This window comes from Rhizobium sp. PRIMUS64 (assembly GCF_023006465.1).
Classification (GTDB): Bacteria; Pseudomonadota; Alphaproteobacteria; order Rhizobiales; family Rhizobiaceae; genus Rhizobium; species Rhizobium leguminosarum.
Genome location: NZ_JALBGX010000015.1, coordinates 1 through 17,636, shown reverse-complemented (window position 1 = coordinate 17,636; position 17,636 = coordinate 1). Strand labels below are relative to the sequence as shown.

The 17,636-nt window shown below is 62.3% G+C and carries 17 protein-coding genes and 1 pseudogene; 8 read left to right on the top strand and 10 right to left on the bottom strand.

Annotated features, from left to right (window positions below; all coding sequences use genetic code 11):
• Nucleotides 1-143: 143 nt before the first annotated feature.
• The 5 genes from MOV76_RS08780 to hutI are packed head-to-tail and all read right to left on the bottom strand — an operon-like array spanning nucleotide 144 to nucleotide 6,040.
• A complete protein-coding gene (locus MOV76_RS08780; protein ID WP_131704777.1) occupies nucleotides 144-719 on the bottom strand; it encodes a HutD family protein in 576 nt (191 codons plus the stop codon).
• Between the two features lie 5 nt (nucleotides 720-724).
• On the bottom strand, nucleotides 725-2,398 hold the full coding sequence (gene hutU / locus MOV76_RS08775; RefSeq protein WP_018246339.1) for a urocanate hydratase: 1,674 nt from the start codon (nucleotides 2,396-2,398) through the stop codon (nucleotides 725-727).
• A 24-nt stretch (nucleotides 2,399-2,422) separates the two neighbouring features.
• Nucleotides 2,423-3,244: an N-formylglutamate deformylase gene (hutG, locus tag MOV76_RS08770; protein ID WP_247264345.1), complete on the bottom strand. Its 822-nt coding sequence runs from the start codon at nucleotides 3,242-3,244 to the stop codon at nucleotides 2,423-2,425.
• Between the two features lies 1 nt (nucleotide 3,245).
• Nucleotides 3,246-4,781, bottom strand: coding sequence for a histidine ammonia-lyase (gene hutH, locus MOV76_RS08765; protein ID WP_018448831.1), 1,536 nt, complete (start codon nucleotides 4,779-4,781; stop codon nucleotides 3,246-3,248).
• The gene (hutI, locus tag MOV76_RS08760; protein ID WP_112908536.1) at nucleotides 4,778-6,040 is read right to left on the bottom strand and encodes an imidazolonepropionase; all 1,263 of its coding nucleotides are present in this window, start codon (nucleotides 6,038-6,040) and stop codon (nucleotides 4,778-4,780) included. Before hutI ends, hutH begins: the two co-directional genes overlap by 4 nt.
• A 121-nt stretch (nucleotides 6,041-6,161) precedes the next feature.
• Here hutI and MOV76_RS08755 point away from each other — a divergent pair, with 121 nt between their 5' ends.
• On the top strand, nucleotides 6,162-7,508 hold the full coding sequence (locus MOV76_RS08755; protein WP_131704774.1) for a formimidoylglutamate deiminase: 1,347 nt from the start codon (nucleotides 6,162-6,164) through the stop codon (nucleotides 7,506-7,508).
• Nucleotides 7,509-7,629: 121 nt separating this feature from the next.
• Nucleotides 7,630-8,349: a histidine utilization repressor gene (gene hutC, locus MOV76_RS08750; RefSeq protein WP_130653711.1), complete on the top strand. Its 720-nt coding sequence runs from the start codon at nucleotides 7,630-7,632 to the stop codon at nucleotides 8,347-8,349.
• A gap of 135 nt (nucleotides 8,350-8,484) precedes the next feature.
• On the opposite strand, the pseudogene MOV76_RS08745 reads toward hutC (MOV76_RS08750), so the two are convergent.
• Nucleotides 8,485-8,851 (bottom strand): annotated as a pseudogene (locus MOV76_RS08745) (Tn3 family transposase); the annotation flags it as partial.
• A gap of 137 nt (nucleotides 8,852-8,988) precedes the next feature.
• Between MOV76_RS08745 and MOV76_RS08740 the strand changes: the two are divergent.
• The gene (locus MOV76_RS08740) at nucleotides 8,989-9,291 is read left to right on the top strand and encodes a UBP-type zinc finger domain-containing protein (protein WP_130653710.1); all 303 of its coding nucleotides are present in this window, start codon (nucleotides 8,989-8,991) and stop codon (nucleotides 9,289-9,291) included.
• A 10-nt stretch (nucleotides 9,292-9,301) separates the two neighbouring features.
• A complete protein-coding gene (locus MOV76_RS08735) occupies nucleotides 9,302-10,999 on the top strand; it encodes an FAD-dependent oxidoreductase (RefSeq protein ID WP_247264344.1) in 1,698 nt (565 codons plus the stop codon).
• A 115-nt stretch (nucleotides 11,000-11,114) separates the two neighbouring features.
• Here MOV76_RS08735 and MOV76_RS40050 read toward each other — a convergent pair whose 3' ends face one another.
• From MOV76_RS40050 to hutC (MOV76_RS08720), 4 genes are all read right to left on the bottom strand, one after another.
• Nucleotides 11,115-11,270, bottom strand: a complete 156-nt coding sequence (locus tag MOV76_RS40050) for a hypothetical protein (RefSeq protein WP_197729128.1) — start codon at nucleotides 11,268-11,270, stop codon at nucleotides 11,115-11,117.
• The gene (locus MOV76_RS40045) at nucleotides 11,233-11,502 is read right to left on the bottom strand and encodes a hypothetical protein (RefSeq protein WP_309506131.1); all 270 of its coding nucleotides are present in this window, start codon (nucleotides 11,500-11,502) and stop codon (nucleotides 11,233-11,235) included. Before MOV76_RS40045 ends, MOV76_RS40050 begins: the two co-directional genes overlap by 38 nt.
• Before the next feature lie 273 nt (nucleotides 11,503-11,775).
• On the bottom strand, nucleotides 11,776-12,843 hold the full coding sequence (locus MOV76_RS08725; protein WP_130719150.1) for a cyclic nucleotide-binding domain-containing protein: 1,068 nt from the start codon (nucleotides 12,841-12,843) through the stop codon (nucleotides 11,776-11,778).
• 433 nt (nucleotides 12,844-13,276) lie between these two features.
• Nucleotides 13,277-14,032: a histidine utilization repressor gene (hutC, locus tag MOV76_RS08720; protein WP_247264343.1), complete on the bottom strand. Its 756-nt coding sequence runs from the start codon at nucleotides 14,030-14,032 to the stop codon at nucleotides 13,277-13,279.
• 196 nt (nucleotides 14,033-14,228) lie between these two features.
• Between hutC (MOV76_RS08720) and MOV76_RS08715 the strand changes: the two genes are divergently transcribed.
• The 4 genes from MOV76_RS08715 (at nucleotide 14,229) to MOV76_RS08700 (ending at nucleotide 17,530) form a co-directional block, all read left to right on the top strand.
• A complete protein-coding gene (locus MOV76_RS08715) occupies nucleotides 14,229-15,068 on the top strand; it encodes a transporter substrate-binding domain-containing protein (RefSeq protein WP_113544610.1) in 840 nt (279 codons plus the stop codon).
• A 105-nt stretch (nucleotides 15,069-15,173) separates the two neighbouring features.
• Entirely contained in the window at nucleotides 15,174-15,899 is a 726-nt protein-coding gene (locus MOV76_RS08710; protein WP_247264342.1) for an ABC transporter permease, read from the top strand.
• Between the two features lie 10 nt (nucleotides 15,900-15,909).
• Nucleotides 15,910-16,614 carry an ABC transporter permease gene (locus tag MOV76_RS08705; RefSeq protein ID WP_112908542.1) on the top strand — a complete coding sequence of 235 codons (705 nt, stop codon included), beginning with the start codon at nucleotides 15,910-15,912 and terminating at the stop codon, nucleotides 16,612-16,614.
• A 139-nt stretch (nucleotides 16,615-16,753) separates the two neighbouring features.
• On the top strand, nucleotides 16,754-17,530 hold the full coding sequence (locus MOV76_RS08700) for an ABC transporter ATP-binding protein (protein ID WP_112908543.1): 777 nt from the start codon (nucleotides 16,754-16,756) through the stop codon (nucleotides 17,528-17,530).
• The last annotated feature ends 106 nt before the right edge of the window (nucleotides 17,531-17,636 follow it).

Here is a 17,636-nt window from a genome sequence, read left to right as displayed (position 1 = left end):
CAGTCTAGGTCTTCTTCTGCATCAGAAGGGCGAAGTTTAGACCGAAACGAGGATTGACGTCCATGGCCCGAGATGGCGACGGTTTATGCACATGCCTCGCCAAATCCTCGATTGTTTAATATTTTCAATTCGTTGTTCGGCAATCAGCCTGTGGTGATCGAAGCGAGATAACATCTGGCTTCGCCATCGATTTCCAGCACGGTTGCGGTCGCGTCCTCGATCAGCAGCGCATCGCCGGCCGCAAGCGCGCCGGTCTTGCCGTCCTTTCGGAATGATAATGCGCCCTGATGACAGAGAAACAGGCATGTCGAGGGCGGTAGCGGCACGGTCTTGCCGCCATCGACGTCGATGCGGATCAACCTGTGGGCGAGCCCGACACGGCGTGTCATGACGTTGAGATCGGTGATTGATCCATCCTGGAGCCTGGCCGTGACGGGGACATCCGCGGGGAAGGCTAACGGATCGCTTGCCGTTGTCAGCAGCACCGGCGCGCTGCCTTCCACTTCGAGCACCATGCCGTTGCCATCAAGGATCGCCAGCGTGCGGTCGATGCCGGGAAAGATCGAAAACGGGCCGTCCTCTGCGACCGTCGCCATGCTGACGCGCCAGTCGAAGTCGTCGATCGAAGCGTGAGCTGGAAAGACGGCGATCTCCACCGTCTCTCCCTTGCCGTTTTTCCAGGGCATGCGTTTATGATCGCCGGCGCGCAGGATCCTCACTGGGTTCAGTTCCCGAGAATGCCGGGCAGGCGCAGGCCCTTTTCCTTGGCGCAGTCGATGGCGATCTCGTAGCCGGCATCGGCGTGGCGCATGACGCCGGTCGCCGGATCGTTCCAGAGCACACGCTCGAGACGCCTTGCAGCATCGTCCGTGCCGTCGGCGCAAATGACCATGCCGGAGTGCTGCGAGAAGCCCATGCCGACTCCGCCGCCGTGATGCAGCGACACCCAGGTCGCACCCGATGCCGTGTTGAGCAGGGCATTGAGAAGCGGCCAGTCGGAAACGGCGTCGGAGCCGTCCTTCATCGCTTCGGTCTCGCGGTTCGGCGAGGCGACGGAACCAGAGTCCAGATGGTCGCGGCCGATGACGATCGGGGCGGAGAGTTCGCCCGTTCTCACCATCTCGTTGAAGGCGAGGCCGAGCTTGTGGCGGTCGCCTAGACCTACCCAGCAGATGCGTGCCGGCAGGCCCTGGAAGGCGATGCGCTCCCTGGCCATGTCGAGCCAGTTGTGCAGGTGCTTGTTGTCGGGCAGCAGCTCCTTCACCTTGGCATCGGTCTTGTAGATATCCTCCGGATCGCCGGAAAGGGCCGCCCAGCGGAAGGGGCCGATGCCGCGGCAAAACAGCGGACGGATATAGGCCGGCACGAAGCCCGGGAAGGCGAAGGCGTTTTCGAGGCCTTCGTCCTTGGCGACCTGGCGGATATTGTTGCCATAATCGAGTGTCGGCACGCCGGCATTCCAGAAGGCGATCATCGCTTCGACATGCTCGCGCATCGAGGCGCGCGCTGCTTTTTCCACTGCCTTCGGATCGCTTTCGCGCTTTGCCTTCCACTCACCCATCGTCCAGCCCTTCGGCAGGTAGCCGTTGATCGGGTCGTGGGCCGAGGTCTGGTCGGTGACGATATCGGGGCGGATGCCGCGGCGGACCATCTCCGGCAGGATTTCGGCAGCATTTCCAAGCAGGCCGACGGACTTCGCCTCGCCGGCCTTGGTCCAGCGGTCGATCATCTCAAGCGCTTCATCGAGCGTCTCGGCCTTGGCGTCGACATAGCGGGTGCGCAGGCGGAAATCGATCGAATCGGGATTGCATTCGACGGCCAGGCAGCAGGCGCCGGCCATGACGGCGGCGAGCGGCTGGGCGCCGCCCATGCCGCCGAGGCCGCCGGTCAGGATCCATTTGCCCTTGAGATTGCCGCCGTAATGCTGGCGGCCGGCCTCGACGAAGGTCTCGTAGGTGCCCTGCACGATGCCCTGCGTGCCGATATAGATCCACGAGCCGGCCGTCATCTGGCCGTACATCGCAAGGCCCTTCTTATCCAGCTCGTTGAAATGATCCCAGGTCGCCCAATGCGGCACGAGGTTGGAATTGGCGATCAGCACCCGCGGTGCATCCTTGTGGGTGCGGAATACGGCCACCGGCTTGCCGGATTGGACGATCAGGGTTTCTTCTTCCGTCAGCGTCTTCAGCGTCGCTACGATGCGGTCGAAATCCTCCCAGGTGCGGGCGGCGCGGCCGATGCCGCCATAAACGACGAGCTCGTTCGGATTTTCGGCGACGTCAGGGTCGAGATTGTTCATCAGCATGCGCAGCGGCGCTTCAGTCATCCAGCTCTTGGCATTAAGATCGTTGCCGCGGGGCGCGCGGATTTCGCGGATATTGTGGCGTGGATTGTTCATGGCGGTTCCCCTGTCGAGTGATCGTTATCGTTTCAGGCCTGGCGCAATCTGTTCGATGCGCACCAGAATGTTTTTGAGATGGACGCGAAGTCTGTCTGCCTTGGGGGCATCGTAGGCGAAGGGCGTCGCCTCGGTTTGGAGATGCGTCGATTGCGCGAGCTCCATCTGGATCGCGTGCACACCAGTGTCGGGCCGACCATAGTGGCGTGTCGTCCAGCCGCCCTTGAAGCGACCGTTGAGCACACTGTCGTAACCTTCGGCGGCTTCGACGACGGTGAGCGTCGCCTGCTCGATCGCGCTGTCGCACGTCTTGCCCATGTCGGTGCCGATATTGAAATCCGGCAACTTGCCTTCGAAGAGGAAGGGGATGTGGGAGCGGATCGAGTGGCAGTCGTAGAGAATTGCGACGCCATGGATGGCTCTCACGCGCTCGATCTCGGCGGCGAGTGCGGCATGATAGGGAGCATGGAAGTCCCGCAGCCGCGCCGCGATGTCGGCTTCGTCAGGCGCCTGCCCATCCTTCCAAATCGCCTTTCCGTCGAAATCCGTCTGCGGAATGAGGCCGGTGGTGTTCTGGCCGGGATAGAGGCTGACGCCCGCCGGATCGCGGTTGGCGTCGATCACATAGCGGTGGAAGGTGGCGCGCACCACCGTGACGTTGTCCAGCAGGCCGTCATAGAGCCTGTGGATATGCCAGTCGGTGTCGGCCAGCATCCTGCCATTGTCGTTGAGCCGGTCGGCAATCTCAGCCGGCACGTCGGTGCCGGTATGGGGGAAGCCGAGGATGACGGGGGAGGTGCCTTGGCGAATTTCGCATGGGGAGGAGACTTTTTCCGTCACCATCATCTCAGCCCTCCAATACCGGCAATATGCCAGATGAAACCGAGGCGTTCAGTGCGCCCGTTGCCACCAGTTCGGCGGCGGCGGCGAGGTCGTTTGCCATGTAGCGATCGGCGTCGAGGCTCGGAGCTTTGCTGCGGATAGCGGCGATCGCCTTGGCAAGCTCCGGGCTCGTGGATAGCGGCGCGCGCAGTTCAACGCCTTGGGCGGCGGTCAGCGCCTCGATGCCGATGATGCCGAACAGGTTCTCGGTCATGGCAAGCAGGCGGCGGGCGCCATGGCAGGCCATCGAGACATGGTCTTCCTGGTTGGCCGACGTAGGTGTCGAATCGACCGAGGCCGGGTGCGACATCTGCTTGTTTTCCGACATCAGCGCCGCCGACGTCACCTCGGCGATCATCAGGCCGGAATTCAAGCCCGGCTTCTTGGCGAGGAAGGCCGGCAGGCCGTAGGAGAGTGTGGGATCGACCAGCAGCGCGATGCGGCGCTGCGAAATCGCGCCGATCTCGCAGACGGCGAGCGCGATCTGGTCGGCGGCGAAGGCGACGGGTTCGGCGTGGAAATTACCGCCGGAGACGACGGAATTGTCCGAGAGAACCAGCGGATTGTCGGTGACCGCATTGGCCTCGATTTCAAGGGTGCGGGCAACCGAGCGCAACAGATCGAGGCAGGCGCCGTCGACCTGCGGCTGGCAGCGGATGCAATAGGGATCCTGCACGCGCTCGTCGCCCTCGATGTGGCTCTGGCGAATGATGGAATTTTCCAGCAGCGCGCGAAGCGCGGCTGCCGTGTCGATCTGGCCCTTATGGCCACGCAATGTGTGAATATCCGGATGGAAGGGCGCCGAAGAGCCCATGGCGGCATCGGTGGACATGGCGCCGGTGATAAGAGCTGCCTGTGCGGCACGATGGGCGCGAAACAGGCCGGCCAGCGCCAGCGCCGTCGAGGTCTGGGTGCCGTTGATCAGCGCCAGGCCCTCCTTGGCGGCGAGCACGACCGGTCTGAGACCAGCCCTTTCGAGGGCTTGCGCACCCGAGAGGCGTTCGCCGGCGAAGAAGGCTTCGGCCTCGCCCATCATCACTGCCGCCATATGGGCGAGCGGGGCGAGATCGCCGGAGGCGCCGACCGAGCCCTTTTCCGGGATCAGCGGGATGACGCCTTTTTCCAGCATGCCTTCGATCAGCCGCACCAGCTCCAGCCGCACGCCGGAGGCGCCGCGCCCGAGCGAGACCAGCTTCAGCGCCATGATCAGCCGCACGATATTCTCAGGCAGCGGCGCGCCGACGCCGCAGCAATGCGACAGGATGAGATTGCGCTGCAAGGTGGTCACATCGGCGCTGTCGATCTTGATCGAGGCGAGTTTGCCGAAGCCGGTATTGATGCCGTAGACCGGCGCATTGCCGGCGGCGATCTCGGCGATACGGGCAGCGGCCTTGGCGATCCCGGCATCGAAGGCGGGATCGAGCCTTGCCGGTGCGCCCGTCCAGTAGATGATTTCCAAATCCTTAAGCGAGACGGAGCCCGGGTGGAGCGTGATGGTCATCGACCGTTCCTTTCGCCCTTGAAGACGCGTGTGTGAAGCGGATTGAAGCCGATGCGGTAGACGAGCTCGGCAAGGCTTTCGATATTCCAGATGGCGAGATCGGCGGATTTGCCGGGTTCGAGCGTTCCTGTCTTGTCGAGCAGACCGAGCGCGCGCGCACCTTCGCGGGTGGCGCCGGCGATGCATTCCTCGACGGTCAGGCCGAAAAGTGTGGCCGACATATTCATGGTGAGCAGCATCGAAGTGAGCGGCGAGGTGCCGGGATTGCAATCAGTGGCGATCGCGATCGGCACGCCTGCCCGCCGCAACGCCTCAACCGGCGGCTTCTGCTTTTCATGGATCGCATAGAAGGCGCCGGGCAGCAGCACGGCGACGGTGCCGGCTGCGGCCATCGCCGCAACGCCATCTTCATCGAGATATTCGAGGTGATCTGCTGAAAGCGCGCCATAGGACGCGGCGAGCTTGGCGCCGCCAAGATTGGAGAGCTGCTCGGCATGCAGCTTGACAGGCAGGCCGAGCGCCTTGGCCTTGTCGAAGACGCGCGCGATCTCGGTCGTGGAAAAGGCGATGCCCTCGCAAAAGCCGTCGACGGCATCGGCAAGACCGAGGTTATGCATGTCGTCGAGACCTGGCAGGACGACATCATCGAGATAATCGCCGTTGCGCCCCTTATATTCCACAGGCGTCGCATGGGCGCCGAGATAGCTGGTGGCGACGCGGACCGGTCTGATATGGCCGAGCAGGCGGGCGCTCTGGAGCATCTTCACTTCACCGGTTCGGTTCAGCCCGTAACCGGACTTGACCTCGATCGTCGTGACACCTTCGGCAAGCAGCGTGTCGAGCCGCGGCAGAGCCGCGGCGACGAGTTCCTCGACCGACAGCGCATTGGTCGCCTTCACCGAGGAGACGATGCCGCCACCGGCACGCGCGACCTCCTCATAGGTGGCGCCTGCAAGGCGCATTTCGAACTCGCGGGCGCGGTTGCCGCCGTGAACGATATGGGTGTGGCAGTCGACGAGGCCGGGCGTTACCCAGCGGCCTTCCAGATCGACGATTTCGGAGTGTTCGATGGCCGATGCCGGCAGGTCGCTTTCGGCGCCGGCAAAGGCGATGCGGCCGTTTTCGATCAGCACGGCGCCCTTTTCGACGATGCCAAGCCCTTCTTTATCGGGCGCAAGCGTGGCCAGCCGCGCATTGCGCCAAAGCGCCGGACGGGCGTCGGCGGACGAGGTTTCCTCTGAAAAATTGTTCCCGGTCATCAGCTTTGCGCCTTTCCTTATGCCAAAACATGTATATACATAATCGACAGGTGACAAGAGAAATTTTGTGCGCTTTTCTGGAAAAGAAAGATCGGCGGCACGGCAAAGGAGAGGGAAGGCCATGGCCACACTTCACGCAGATACGGCGCTGACCCCGCAAGGCTGGCAGAAGGATGTGCGGCTGACGCTCGAAGCCGGGCGTATCGCACGGGTGGAAATCGGCACTTCTCCCGGGCTCGGCGACGAACGCCACGCTCTGCTCGTTCCTGCCATGGCGAACCTGCACAGCCATGCTTTCCAGCGGGCGATGGCCGGCCTTGCCGAAGTGCGCGGCCCGGCCAATGACAGCTTCTGGAGCTGGCGCACTGTCATGTACAAATTTGCTCTGGCGATGACGCCGGCGCATGTCGAGGCGGTGGCGGCCAAGCTTTATGCGGAAATGCTGGAGGCCGGTTTTTCCCGCGTCGGCGAGTTCCACTATCTCCACCACGACAGGGATGGCGGCACTTACGCCAATATCGCCGAGCTTGCCGAGCGCATCGGGGCGGCGAGTGAAGAGACCGGTATTGGCCTGACGCTGCTGCCGGTCTTTTATGCCCATTCCGGCTTCGGCGGTGCTGCCCCCATCGACGGTCAGCGGCGTTTCATCAATTCGCTCGAAAGCTTCGAAAGGCTGATGGAGGGATGCCGGGCGGTGACCCGCCGGCTCGACGGCGCCGAGCTCGGGCTGGCGCCGCACAGCCTGCGCGCCGCGACACCGGACGAGCTTATGAGGCTCGTGCCGATGGCGGGCGAGGGTCCCATCCATATCCATGTCGCCGAGCAGGTGAAGGAGGTCGAGGACTGCATCGCCTGGTCCGGCGCGCGGCCCGTGGAGTGGCTGCTCGATCATGCGGCGGTGGATGAGCGCTGGTGCCTGATCCATGCGACCCACATGACCGAGGACGAAACGCGGCGGATGGCAAAAAGCGGCGCGATCGCCGGCCTCTGCCCGATCACCGAAGCCAATCTCGGCGATGGCGCCTTTGCCGCACCGCTCTTCCTCGAAGAGGGCGGGCGTTACGGCATCGGCTCGGATTCCAACGTGCTGATCTCCCTGCCGGAGGAACTGCGCCAGCTCGAATATTCGCAGCGCCTGGCGCTTCGCGCCCGCAACGTCGTCGCAGCGCCCGGCGGTTCGACGGCGCTTTCGCTGTTTACACATGCGCTTGCCGGCGGTGGCGCCGCGCTGAAGTCGCCGGCCGGGCTCGTCGAGGGCCATCACGCCGATATCGTTTCGCTCGATACGACGGCCATTCCCTATCTCACAGGCGACCAGATCCTCGATCACTGGCTGTTTGCAGGCGGCATGTCCGTCGATTGCGTCTGGGCGCATGGCCGCAAGCAGGTGGAGGGCGGCCGCCATCTCAGGCGCGATGCCATCGACCGGCGTTTCCTCGCTGTCATGGGCGAACTGCTTGCTGCCTGAAAAAGAGCTTTTCCTGTCCAGACATTCGAATTAGAGCAGTTCCAGCAAAAATGTGTAGCGGTTTTGCGTTCGGGATTGCGTAAAAACAAAGAGATAGCGGGAGACCAATCGGAACGTGGCGATGAACCAAAGCAGGGATCCCACCTTGCATCAGCGCATCCTCAGCGACATCGAGGGCCGTATCGTCTCGGGCGATTGGCCGCCGGGGCACCGCATTCCCTTCGAGGTCGATCTCGCCACGCAGTATGACTGCTCGCGCATGACGGTGAACAAGGTGCTGACCCAGCTCGCCAAGGCCGGCCTTATCGAGCGCCGCAAGAAATCCGGCAGCTTCGTCACCCAGCCGCAGGCGCAATCGGCTGTTCTCGAAATCCACGACATCAAGGCCGAGGTGCAGTCGCTGAACCTGCCCTATTCCTATGCGGTATCGAAAAAGACGAGCCGCAAGGCCAAGGCAGAAGACAGTCGAAGGCTGGAACTGCCTATGGCGTCCTCGGTCGTCGAGGTCGTCTGCATCCACAATGCCGGCATGCGGCCCTTTTGCCTGGAGGAGCGGCTGATCAGCCTTGCGACGGTTCCTGAAGCCGCCGATGCTGACTTCCAGACGATGGCGCCGGGTCCCTGGCTGCTCAACCAGGTGCCGTGGAGCACGGCCGAACACCGGATCCACGCCGTCTCGGCCAATGCCGAAGTGGCCGCCGTCTTAGACATAGCACGCAACACCGCTTGCCTCGTGGTCGAACGCCGGACCTGGAGTGGCGCCGGCCCGGTAACGCATGTACGCTTCACCTATCCGGGTGATCGTCACGCGCTGGTGGCGCGTTTCACGCCGGCATCCTAATTAACCCGATCTAACCGGCCGTTGCCGCTGCATCCGTCGAAACCCAGCCCATGCCGCGGGCGGAACCGCCGGGCATGGTGGCCAGCATCATCACCGTCCGCCTTCCCCAGCGATCCGGTAGTGTTGGCCATCACGGAGTATCAGCTCCTCGGCGCTGTCGTCCGGAACGTCCGCCGTCAGCCGGTCGATCCGCAAGGTTCCATCCTCGATGCTGCCATGCGGGATCGTGCCGTTGCGCGCCGCTTGCGCCAGCCGCTTCAGTCCATCGGCGAGGCGCGTCTTGCGGTCAGACATGCTTCGGATCGAGCGGCACGGCCAGTTTTGCATTAGCCTGTGCCGTAATCATCGGCACCAACACTTGCTTCAGGTTACCGTAGCGGCGAGAGTGGTCGAGCCAGACGTCGCCGGAGCGGAAAGCATCGCGCAAGTGGAACAGAACCGCTACCTCCCAAAGGCGGTTGTCATCTTGGCCCTGGGCTTGCAAATGACGGTGCCACTTCGAAGCTGAAGAACGTTGTGGGAACACGGCGGCAGAGGATGCGGAAGTGCATTTCTATCCTTGCGTATCGATGGAGAAAATCGCCTCGTGATCTATGTTCTTGCGGCAGGGACAGCCTTCAATCACCACCGGAGAAGCAGATGTCGGGATGTAAGCATGTCGCAGGTGTGCGATCCGTGACGCCAAGGACGCTTGGTTGCGAAGAATGCCTGGAGATTGGCCAGGAATGGGTGCATCTTCGCCTGTGCCGGGAATGCGGCCATGTCGGATGCTGCGATCAATCCATAGGCAAGCATGCGACGGCGCATTTTCACGCCTCGGGACATCCGATTATCGAGGGCTATGACCCGCCCGAAGGCTGGGGCTGGTGCTATCTCGACCAGATCATGGTGGAGCTTCCCGATCAGACGCCGCAGCGCGGCCCGATCCCAAGCTTTTACTGAGGGCTTCGACATGACCGCCGATAATCTGGAATCCCGCCGCTATCAGATGTTTCCGGTGCTGAGCGCCGCGCAGGTTCAGATGGCGAGGCGCTTTGCCAGCGGCGGGCCGCATACATTTGCTCCCGGTGAGGTTGTCTACCAGATCGGTGACCGGAATGCGCCGGCATGGCTGGTCCTTTCCGGCCGCCTGGATGCTTTCCGGCATGACGGACTGTCGACGCCGGAAGTCTTGATCACCAGCCATGGCGAGGGGCAGTTTTCAGGAGAGGTCAGCCAGCTCTCCGGAAGGCCGCTGCTTGCCGGCGGGCGTGCGGGGCCGGAAGGATGTGTGGCGCTGGCCTTCGATGCTGCCCATCTGAAGGCGCTGATCATTGGTTCGGCCGAGATCGGCGAGATCATCATGCGCGCCTATATCCTGCGGCGCGTGGAACTGATTCAGTTCGGCGGCGCCGGCTCGATCCTGATCGGCCATCCCGGCGAGCGCGATCTCACGCGGCTGCAGGGCTTTCTGTCCCGGAGCGGCTATCCGCATGTCGTGCTCGATGCCGCCTCCGACCATGAGGGCCGGGCATTAGTAGAGAGGCTCGGCATCCTGCCTGTCGATCTGCCGCTGATGGTCTGCCCGAATGGCACCGTCCTCAAACACCCAACCGATGCGGAAGCCGCCTGCTGCCTCGGCATCATGCCGGAGCTCGATCCGGCCATCCTCTATGATGTGGCGATCGTAGGCGCCGGACCTTCGGGACTGGCGGCTGCCGTCTATGCCGCGTCCGAAGGGCTGCGCGTCATCGTCATCGATGCGCGGGCGATCGGCGGGCAGGCCGGCAGTTCCTCGCGCATCGAAAACTATCTTGGCTTTCCGACCGGAATTTCGGGCCAAGCGCTCGCCGGCCGCGCCTTCAACCAGGCGCTCAAGTTCGGCGCGGAGATCGCCCTGCCGCTCGATGTCAGCGAGCTGGTCCCGGCGGCGGCAGGCCGGCGGGCAATCGACCCGATGATGTTGCGCCTCGATGGAGACAGGACGGTGAAGGCGCGAACCGTCGTCATCGCCTCGGGTGCCCGATACCGCAGGCCTACCATTCCCGACATCGCCCGTTTCGAAGGAGCGGGAATTTCCTATTGGGCCTCGGCAATCGAGGCAAAGCTCTGTGAAAACGACGATATTGCGCTTGTCGGCGGCGGCAATTCGGCCGGCCAGGCTGTCGCCTTTCTGGCGCCGCGGGTCCGGCGCCTGCATCTCCTGATCCGCCGAAGCCTGGTGGAGACCATGTCCACCTATCTGATCGAACGCATAGCTGCGCTGCCGAATGTGGAGATGCATGTGGGATGCGAACTGACGGCGCTCTCCGAAGAGCAGAATGGCCGCCTGACGGCCACCGTCACGAATTTTCAGCAGCGGAGCGAGACAAATTACGACCTTCGCAAGGTCTTCATGTTCATCGGCGCAGATCCCAATACCGACTGGATCAAGTGCCGCATCAAGACCGATGACAAGGGCTTCATCAGGACCGGCACGGGATTTACTCCCGATGTCGAGACGGAGCTTGGGCGGCCCTCGCTCGCGCTTGAAACCAGTCTGCCGAACGTCTTTGCGATCGGCGACGTGCGCGCCGGGTCGACGAAGCGGGTTGCGGCGGCGGTGGGCGAGGGTGCTGCCGTCGTCAGCGATATTCATGCCGCGCTGAGACAGTCCGCGCTCATGAAATAGGCTGCATTCCTTTAAGCGGGTGGGGCGACTTTCATTGGTGCAGCGGCGCCAGCTTTTATGAGATCGTGCGCATGGGCGGGCTACGCCAATTCGCATATCTGGTTTCCGTCTTGCCTTATGCGCTCACCTGGCGGGCAAGCCAGTCTTCGTAGCTGCCGGAGCCGAGGCGTGCGGATTTACCTGTCGTCAGTGACTGGTCGTTGAGGGCGATGCCGAAATAGCGAGCGTAGACGTCAGGAACGATCTTGCGCGGGTCCTTGGTGATGCGCACGAAGCGGCGGATTCAGTTCGTCGAGCGGCAGGGCTTCCGGACCGCCGACTTCGACAATGCCGTTGACGGATGCCGCGACTGCCGCGTCAGCGACGGCTGCGGAGACATCGCCGGACCATATGGGCTGGATCAGGGCGGGAGAAACGCGGATTTCCTCGCCTTTCGTCGCCTCCTGCGCGATGCCGCCGACAGGGTTTTGCTGATCTATCGAATACCGCGCGTAGGTTACCATCATAGAAACCCAGCTTGATCTGGGGGTTTCGTATATCGCATCGCGTGGTTGGAAACTTTGCGGGGGACATTTGTCGATGCTGGTGTAAGCGGCGCTAGTTTTGAAACACGGCCCCGGCCCCAGTCCACAGGAGAGCCGCCGATCATAAAGCAAAGTTAAAAGTTCAGGGTTGAAATCAACGCCTCGGACGCTCTACTTTTCGACCGTCTGGGAGCAATGAGCCGGTCAAGGCCCTCCACCGGCCGCTGCCATGCCGCAGCCATCAGGCTTGGATTATTCCTTCGGCGGCCCGCCCCGCCGCTCCAGCGCCGTCTTGCGGATGGTCTCCGCGATCTCCGGACTGCTGCTCGACAACATCTGGAAATCCACGGCGTAGAGCGACAGCAGCGATACCTCGGTTGCTGCGCTGACCGTCGCTGAGCGAGGTTCGCCACTGATTAGCGCCATCTCGCCAAAGAAGTTTCCGGCACCGAGTTCCACCGGATGGTCGGGTGTCGCCACGGTGACCCGCCCCTCGACAATGAAGAACATCTGATCGCCAACATCGCCCTTGCGGCAGATCACGGCACCCGCGGGGACAATGCGCGTTCGCAGCGCCCGAACGATCTCTATCAGTGCAGCGGAACCAAGCTTCTGGAACAGGGGTACGGCAGCGACCAACTGCCAATTGCGAACGAAGTCTTGGCGGCGAACCTCTTCGTAGAAGCCGGTGGCGAGGATGCCGGCCCAAAGTGCAAAAATACCGATCCCGCTCATCATCACCAATCCGGCCAGAACGCGACCTGCGAGGGTCTGCGGGATCTCGTCGCCGTAGCCGGTCGTCGACAGCGTCACGACCGCCCACCACATCGCCTGCGGAATGCTGCCGAACCTATCGGGCTGGACGTCTCGTTCGATGATATAACCGGCCAACGCAGCACCAAAAAGAACGATGCCGAACACCGATGTCACGCCAAGCAGATTGCGCGATTCATTCGCGACCACCTTTGCTAGCAGCCTGAAAAAGGTCGAGTCGCGCAACGGCTTGAGAAGCCAAATGGCGCAATAGAGGTTTCGATCACGGGACTCGACGAACAAGAATGCAGCAGCCGGAACTAGAACCGCGAGAAAATCGATCACGAGGGCCGGCATCCCGCCCGACAAGCGGTCTCGCCGTGAAAGCAATGTGCCGCTCAATTGGAGGACATAGGCCAGCCAAATTGCCGCAAGTAGCAGCTCAAAGACAAGCCTCTCCTGTCCAGTAAGGCCCTGCGTCGTCAATGCGGCAACGACCAGGAGACCGATTGCAGCGAACAGCGCGTTGAGCGGCGTCGAAATCTTTGAGAACGGCACTGCCGACATTACCCACTCCCAACCACCCGGCATTCGTCGACAATAGATACCTTCCGGCCACACGCAAGGGAACGGGGGACTGATGCAGGTGCCGCCCGAGATCCCGCGACTCACGAGGCCAAGGGCGCCAGCCCTAGTCCGATCTCGAGCAAGACTATCCGTCGGGCTTCAACTAGGCATGCCCGGGGCCCGACGCAACAAGGAGAAGAAGATCCGACCTCCGTCGAAACGGACAATCATTGGCGTGCGGCGGTTGCCCACGCCTTGTCCATGCGTTATTGCCGAGCTTGTAAAAAGTCTCCTCCGCTTATTTTCACACGCCATGATAAGTCTCCGCCAAGGACGCTGTTTCCTCGGTCAAGCAGTGCGGCCGCTGCCGTTTACACCCGCTCCTGGCGACGGCGCGGCTTACACGGTCCCATATACAACATGACGGGTGTTTTCATTCCTCGAACATCTTGCCACTACGGGCTTCCAAGCGATAGCGGTGGCCTGGATAGACGAGACGTGCGGTCGAGACCACCTGCTTTGCCGACCATGTGCGGCGGCGGATCGTCAGGCACGGTTCGGTCTTCATGATGGTCAGCAGCTTGCATTCCCAGGCCTGCGGCATCGCCGCCTCGACAACGTGCTCGGAGCCGCTCAGCGGGGCCGCAGCCGTCAGATAAGCGTTCGGCGTCAGCGTCGAAAAATCCTGGTCGAGATATTCAGGCGCGGCCTCCGGGTGGACGAAGCGGTCCTCGATCTGCACGGGAACGCCGTTTTCGCTGTGGACGATCAGCGAATGGAAAACCGCAGCGCCAATCGCAAGTTCCAGCGCGTCGGCAACCTCTGGAGAGGCGGTTTCCTGGGCGAGAACAACGACGGAGGCCTCGTGGACATGACCGCGTTCGGCGATTTCCTCGGCAATGTTGCGGACCTCGAACAGTGCCGAATAACCCTTGCGCTCGGCAACGAAGGAGCCGACGCCCTGGATGCGGACGAGTTCGCCTTCGTTGGCAAGTTCGCGCAGCGCCCGATTGGCGGTCATCTTGCTGACGCCGAGCTCGACGACCAGCTCGTTTTCCGAGGGCACGCGATATTTCGGCGGCCATTCGCCGCTCTGGATGCGGTCGAGGATCACCTGCTTGACGCCGGCATAGAGCGGGGTGCTATCATTCTGCGCCAGTTCGCGCTTCATCTCGCCGGGACGCTTCATTGCCTATTCCTTTTGCACGAATGGAATTCGCCACACAATTCGACTTTCCTCTTGCATATCACAAAATATCTCATATGGTACCATATACAACCTCCCAATCGGTCCTCGAATAAGAAATAGGACAGGAAAGGGCAAGCCGGCGAAGATCGGCCGTGGTGCCGCAAGGTCTGTTTCAACTCCAGAGGAGAATTCACACATGAAATTCAGCGCAATCCTGCTTTGTGGCGTGGCGGCCCTTTCCGCCTTCGCCGCACCTGCCTTTTCCAAAGACTGGACGAAGGCGACCATTACCCTCGAAGGCGCCTATGCGCCCTGGAACCTCACCAATGCCGATGGCACCCTCGGTGGCTTCGAACCGGAACTCGCCAAGGTGCTGTGCGAACGGGCCAAGATCGAATGCACGCTTGTCGCCTCCGACTGGGACGGCATGATCCCGGCGCTCAACGCCGGCAAGTTCGACGTCATCATGGATGCACTGTCGATCACCGATGAGCGCAAGCAGGTCATCGACTTTACGGTTCCCTATGCCGCCACTCCTGCCGCCTTTGCTACCGCCAAGGACAGCCCGCTGGCCAAGGCCGCCGGCACCGGCACTACGATCAAGATGACGCCCGGCCAGACCGGCGTGAAAGAGATCGACGCGCTGAAGGCCGCCTTCAAGGGCAAGACGATCGGCATCCAGGCGGCGACCGTCTACGCCAAGTTCGTCTATGACAATTTCGGCGATATTGCCGAGATCCGCGAATACAAGACCGGTGCCGACCGCGACCTCGACCTGCAGAACGGCCGTATCGACCTCGGCTTCGACGATGCCGTCTATTTCAACAACGCCTTTGCGTCCGCCAACGGCGCGCTCGACTTCACCGGCCCCGAGATCGCCGGTTCGATCTGGGGCGAGGGCGAAGGCCTGGGTGTCCGCAAGGCCGATACGGACCTGCGCGACAAGTTCAGCGAAGCGATCAAGTCCGCACTTGCCGACGGCACCGTCAAGAACCTCTCGATGAAGTGGTTCAAGGTCGACGTCAGCCCGCAATAAGCGTTTCGGCCTTTCGGCCGTAAACACCGGTCTCCGGCTTTATCGCCGGAGACCGCATGCTATTGTCAATCCGCAAAACACTGCCACGGACGGGGAACGGACGATATGGCAAGCTTGGAACTTCTCGGCTTCGGCTCGACGGGATGGGGCGCGTTGCTTATTGCCGCCGCCTTGATGACGCTGGCTGTCACGGCGACGGCACTGGCGATCGGCGCAGTGCTCGGCGCGATTGTCGCAGCTGCGAAACTCTCCGGCAATCTTGTCCTCGTCACGCTCGGCAACGTCTATACGACCGTGTTTCGCGGCGTGCCCGAACTGCTGATCATCTATCTCATCTATTTCGGAGGCTCGTCGGCCGTCACCTCTATCGGCCAGGCAATGGGTTACGAGGGGTTCCTCGGCTTGCCCTCCTTTGTCGCAGGCGCGCTTGCCGTCGGCATCATCTCCGGCGCCTACCAGGCGGAGGTCTTCCGCGGCTCTTTCCTCGCCATCTCCAAAGGTGAGCTTGAGGCCGCCTCGGCGATCGGCATGCATCGCCGCATGCGCCTTCGCCGCATCATCATGCCGCAGGTGTTTCGCCTCGCCATTCCCGGCCTCGGTAACGTCTGGCAGCTCAGTCTCAAGGATTCGGCGCTGATTTCCGTCACCGGTCTTGCCGAGCTGATGCGCACCAGCCAGGTGGCGGCGGGCTCGACCCGGCAATATTTCCTGTTCTTCATTGCCGGCGGCTGCCTCTATCTGCTCCTGACCAGCCTTTCGGACCGCATCTTCAACGGGGCGGAGCGCCGCGCCAATCGCAGCATGCCGGCATCCGCCATGGGCCAGGCGTAAGGAGGCGACCATGGATTTCACCTTCATCGCCTCGACCATGGTCACCCTGCTCAAGGCCGTACCGACGACGCTCATCCTGTTTTCCCTGTCGATCGTCTCCGGCGGCCTGCTGGCGCTTGTCATCGTCTGGATGCGGACCAGCGGCAACTCAGTGCTTTCGGGCTTCGCCAAGGGCTATATTTTCGTCTTCCGGGGCTCGCCGCTGTTGATCCAGATGTTCCTGGTATTCTACGGCCTCGGCCAGTTCGGCGTCATCCGCTATTCCTTCCTCTGGCCGTTCCTGCGCGAGCCGATGGTTTGCGCCGTGCTGTCGCTGGCGCTCTGCACCGCCGGCTACACGGCGGAGATCTTCCGCGGCGGCATTCGCGCCGTCTCGCCGAAGGAGATCGAAGCGGCACGCTCGATCGGCATGTCCGGCTTCCTGCTGGTGCGCCGTATCCTGGCGCCGATCGCCTTTCGCCACGCGCTGCCGGCCTATTCCACCGAGATCGTGCTGATGATGAAGTCGACGGCGCTCGCAAGCCTCGTCACCGTCTGGGAAGTCACCGGCGTGGCGCAGCGGCTGATCTCGCAGACCTACCGCACCATGGAAGTCTTTCTCTGTGCGGCGATCATCTATCTCGTCCTTAACTTCATCATCCTGCAGGGCATGGCTCTGCTCGAATATTCGCTGTCCCGACATCGCCGCGCCATTCCGCAGGCGCTGAAGGCGTAAGCGGCCTAGAACAGGATGATTTTAGGCCGGGTCGGCCTAAAATCTGAATCCTGTTCTAAACTAAAGAGTTAGAGCATGATGTTGTCCGAAAACCGCTCACACTTTTCGGCATCATGCTCGTGACCCGATTGGAGCACCCATGCCAGGCGTAACCCGACTATCGGTCCGCAATATCCGCAAGAGCTTCGGTACGCACGAAGTATTGCGCGGCATTTCCCTCGACGCGGAAGACGGCGATGTGATCTCGCTGCTCGGTGCCTCCGGCTCCGGCAAGTCGACCTTCCTGCGCTGTATCAACCTGCTCGAAACCGCAAGCGACGGCGAGATCTGGGTCGACGGCGAACAGATCCGCATGGTGCACAAGGGCGGCACGAGCAAGCCGGCCAGCCAGAAGCAGGTGGACCATATCCGCTCCGAACTCGGCATGGTGTTCCAGTCCTTCAATCTCTGGTCCCATATGACGATCCTGCAAAACGTTATCGAAGGGCCGATCCATGTGCTGAAGCGACCGCGTGCCGACTGCATCGCCGAGGCCGAAGCGCTGCTGGAAAAGGTCGGCATCGCCGATAAGCGCCATGCCTATCCGGCCCATCTCTCCGGCGGCCAGCAGCAGCGCGCCGCGATCGCCCGCGCGCTGGCGATGAAGCCGAAGGTGATGCTCTTTGACGAACCGACCTCGGCGCTTGATCCCGAGCTTGTCGGCGAAGTTCTGCGCGTCATGCGCGCGCTGGCCGAGGAGGGCATGACCATGCTCGTCGTCACCCATGAGATGAGCTTTGCCCGCAACGTCTCGAACCGCGTCGTCTTCATGCGCGAGGGGCTGATCGAAAGCAGCGGCAAGCCGGACGACATGTTCACCGGCGGCGCAACGCCCGCGTTTCGCCAATTCATCGGCCATTTCGGAAGCGGTCAATGACAATCACGATCGAGTCCGTGCTGACCTGGCGCGATGTCGCGCGCGTCGGGACCGGAGAAGCGCTCGCGCTGTCGCCCACCGCCTTGGCGCGCGTCGAGCAAGCAAG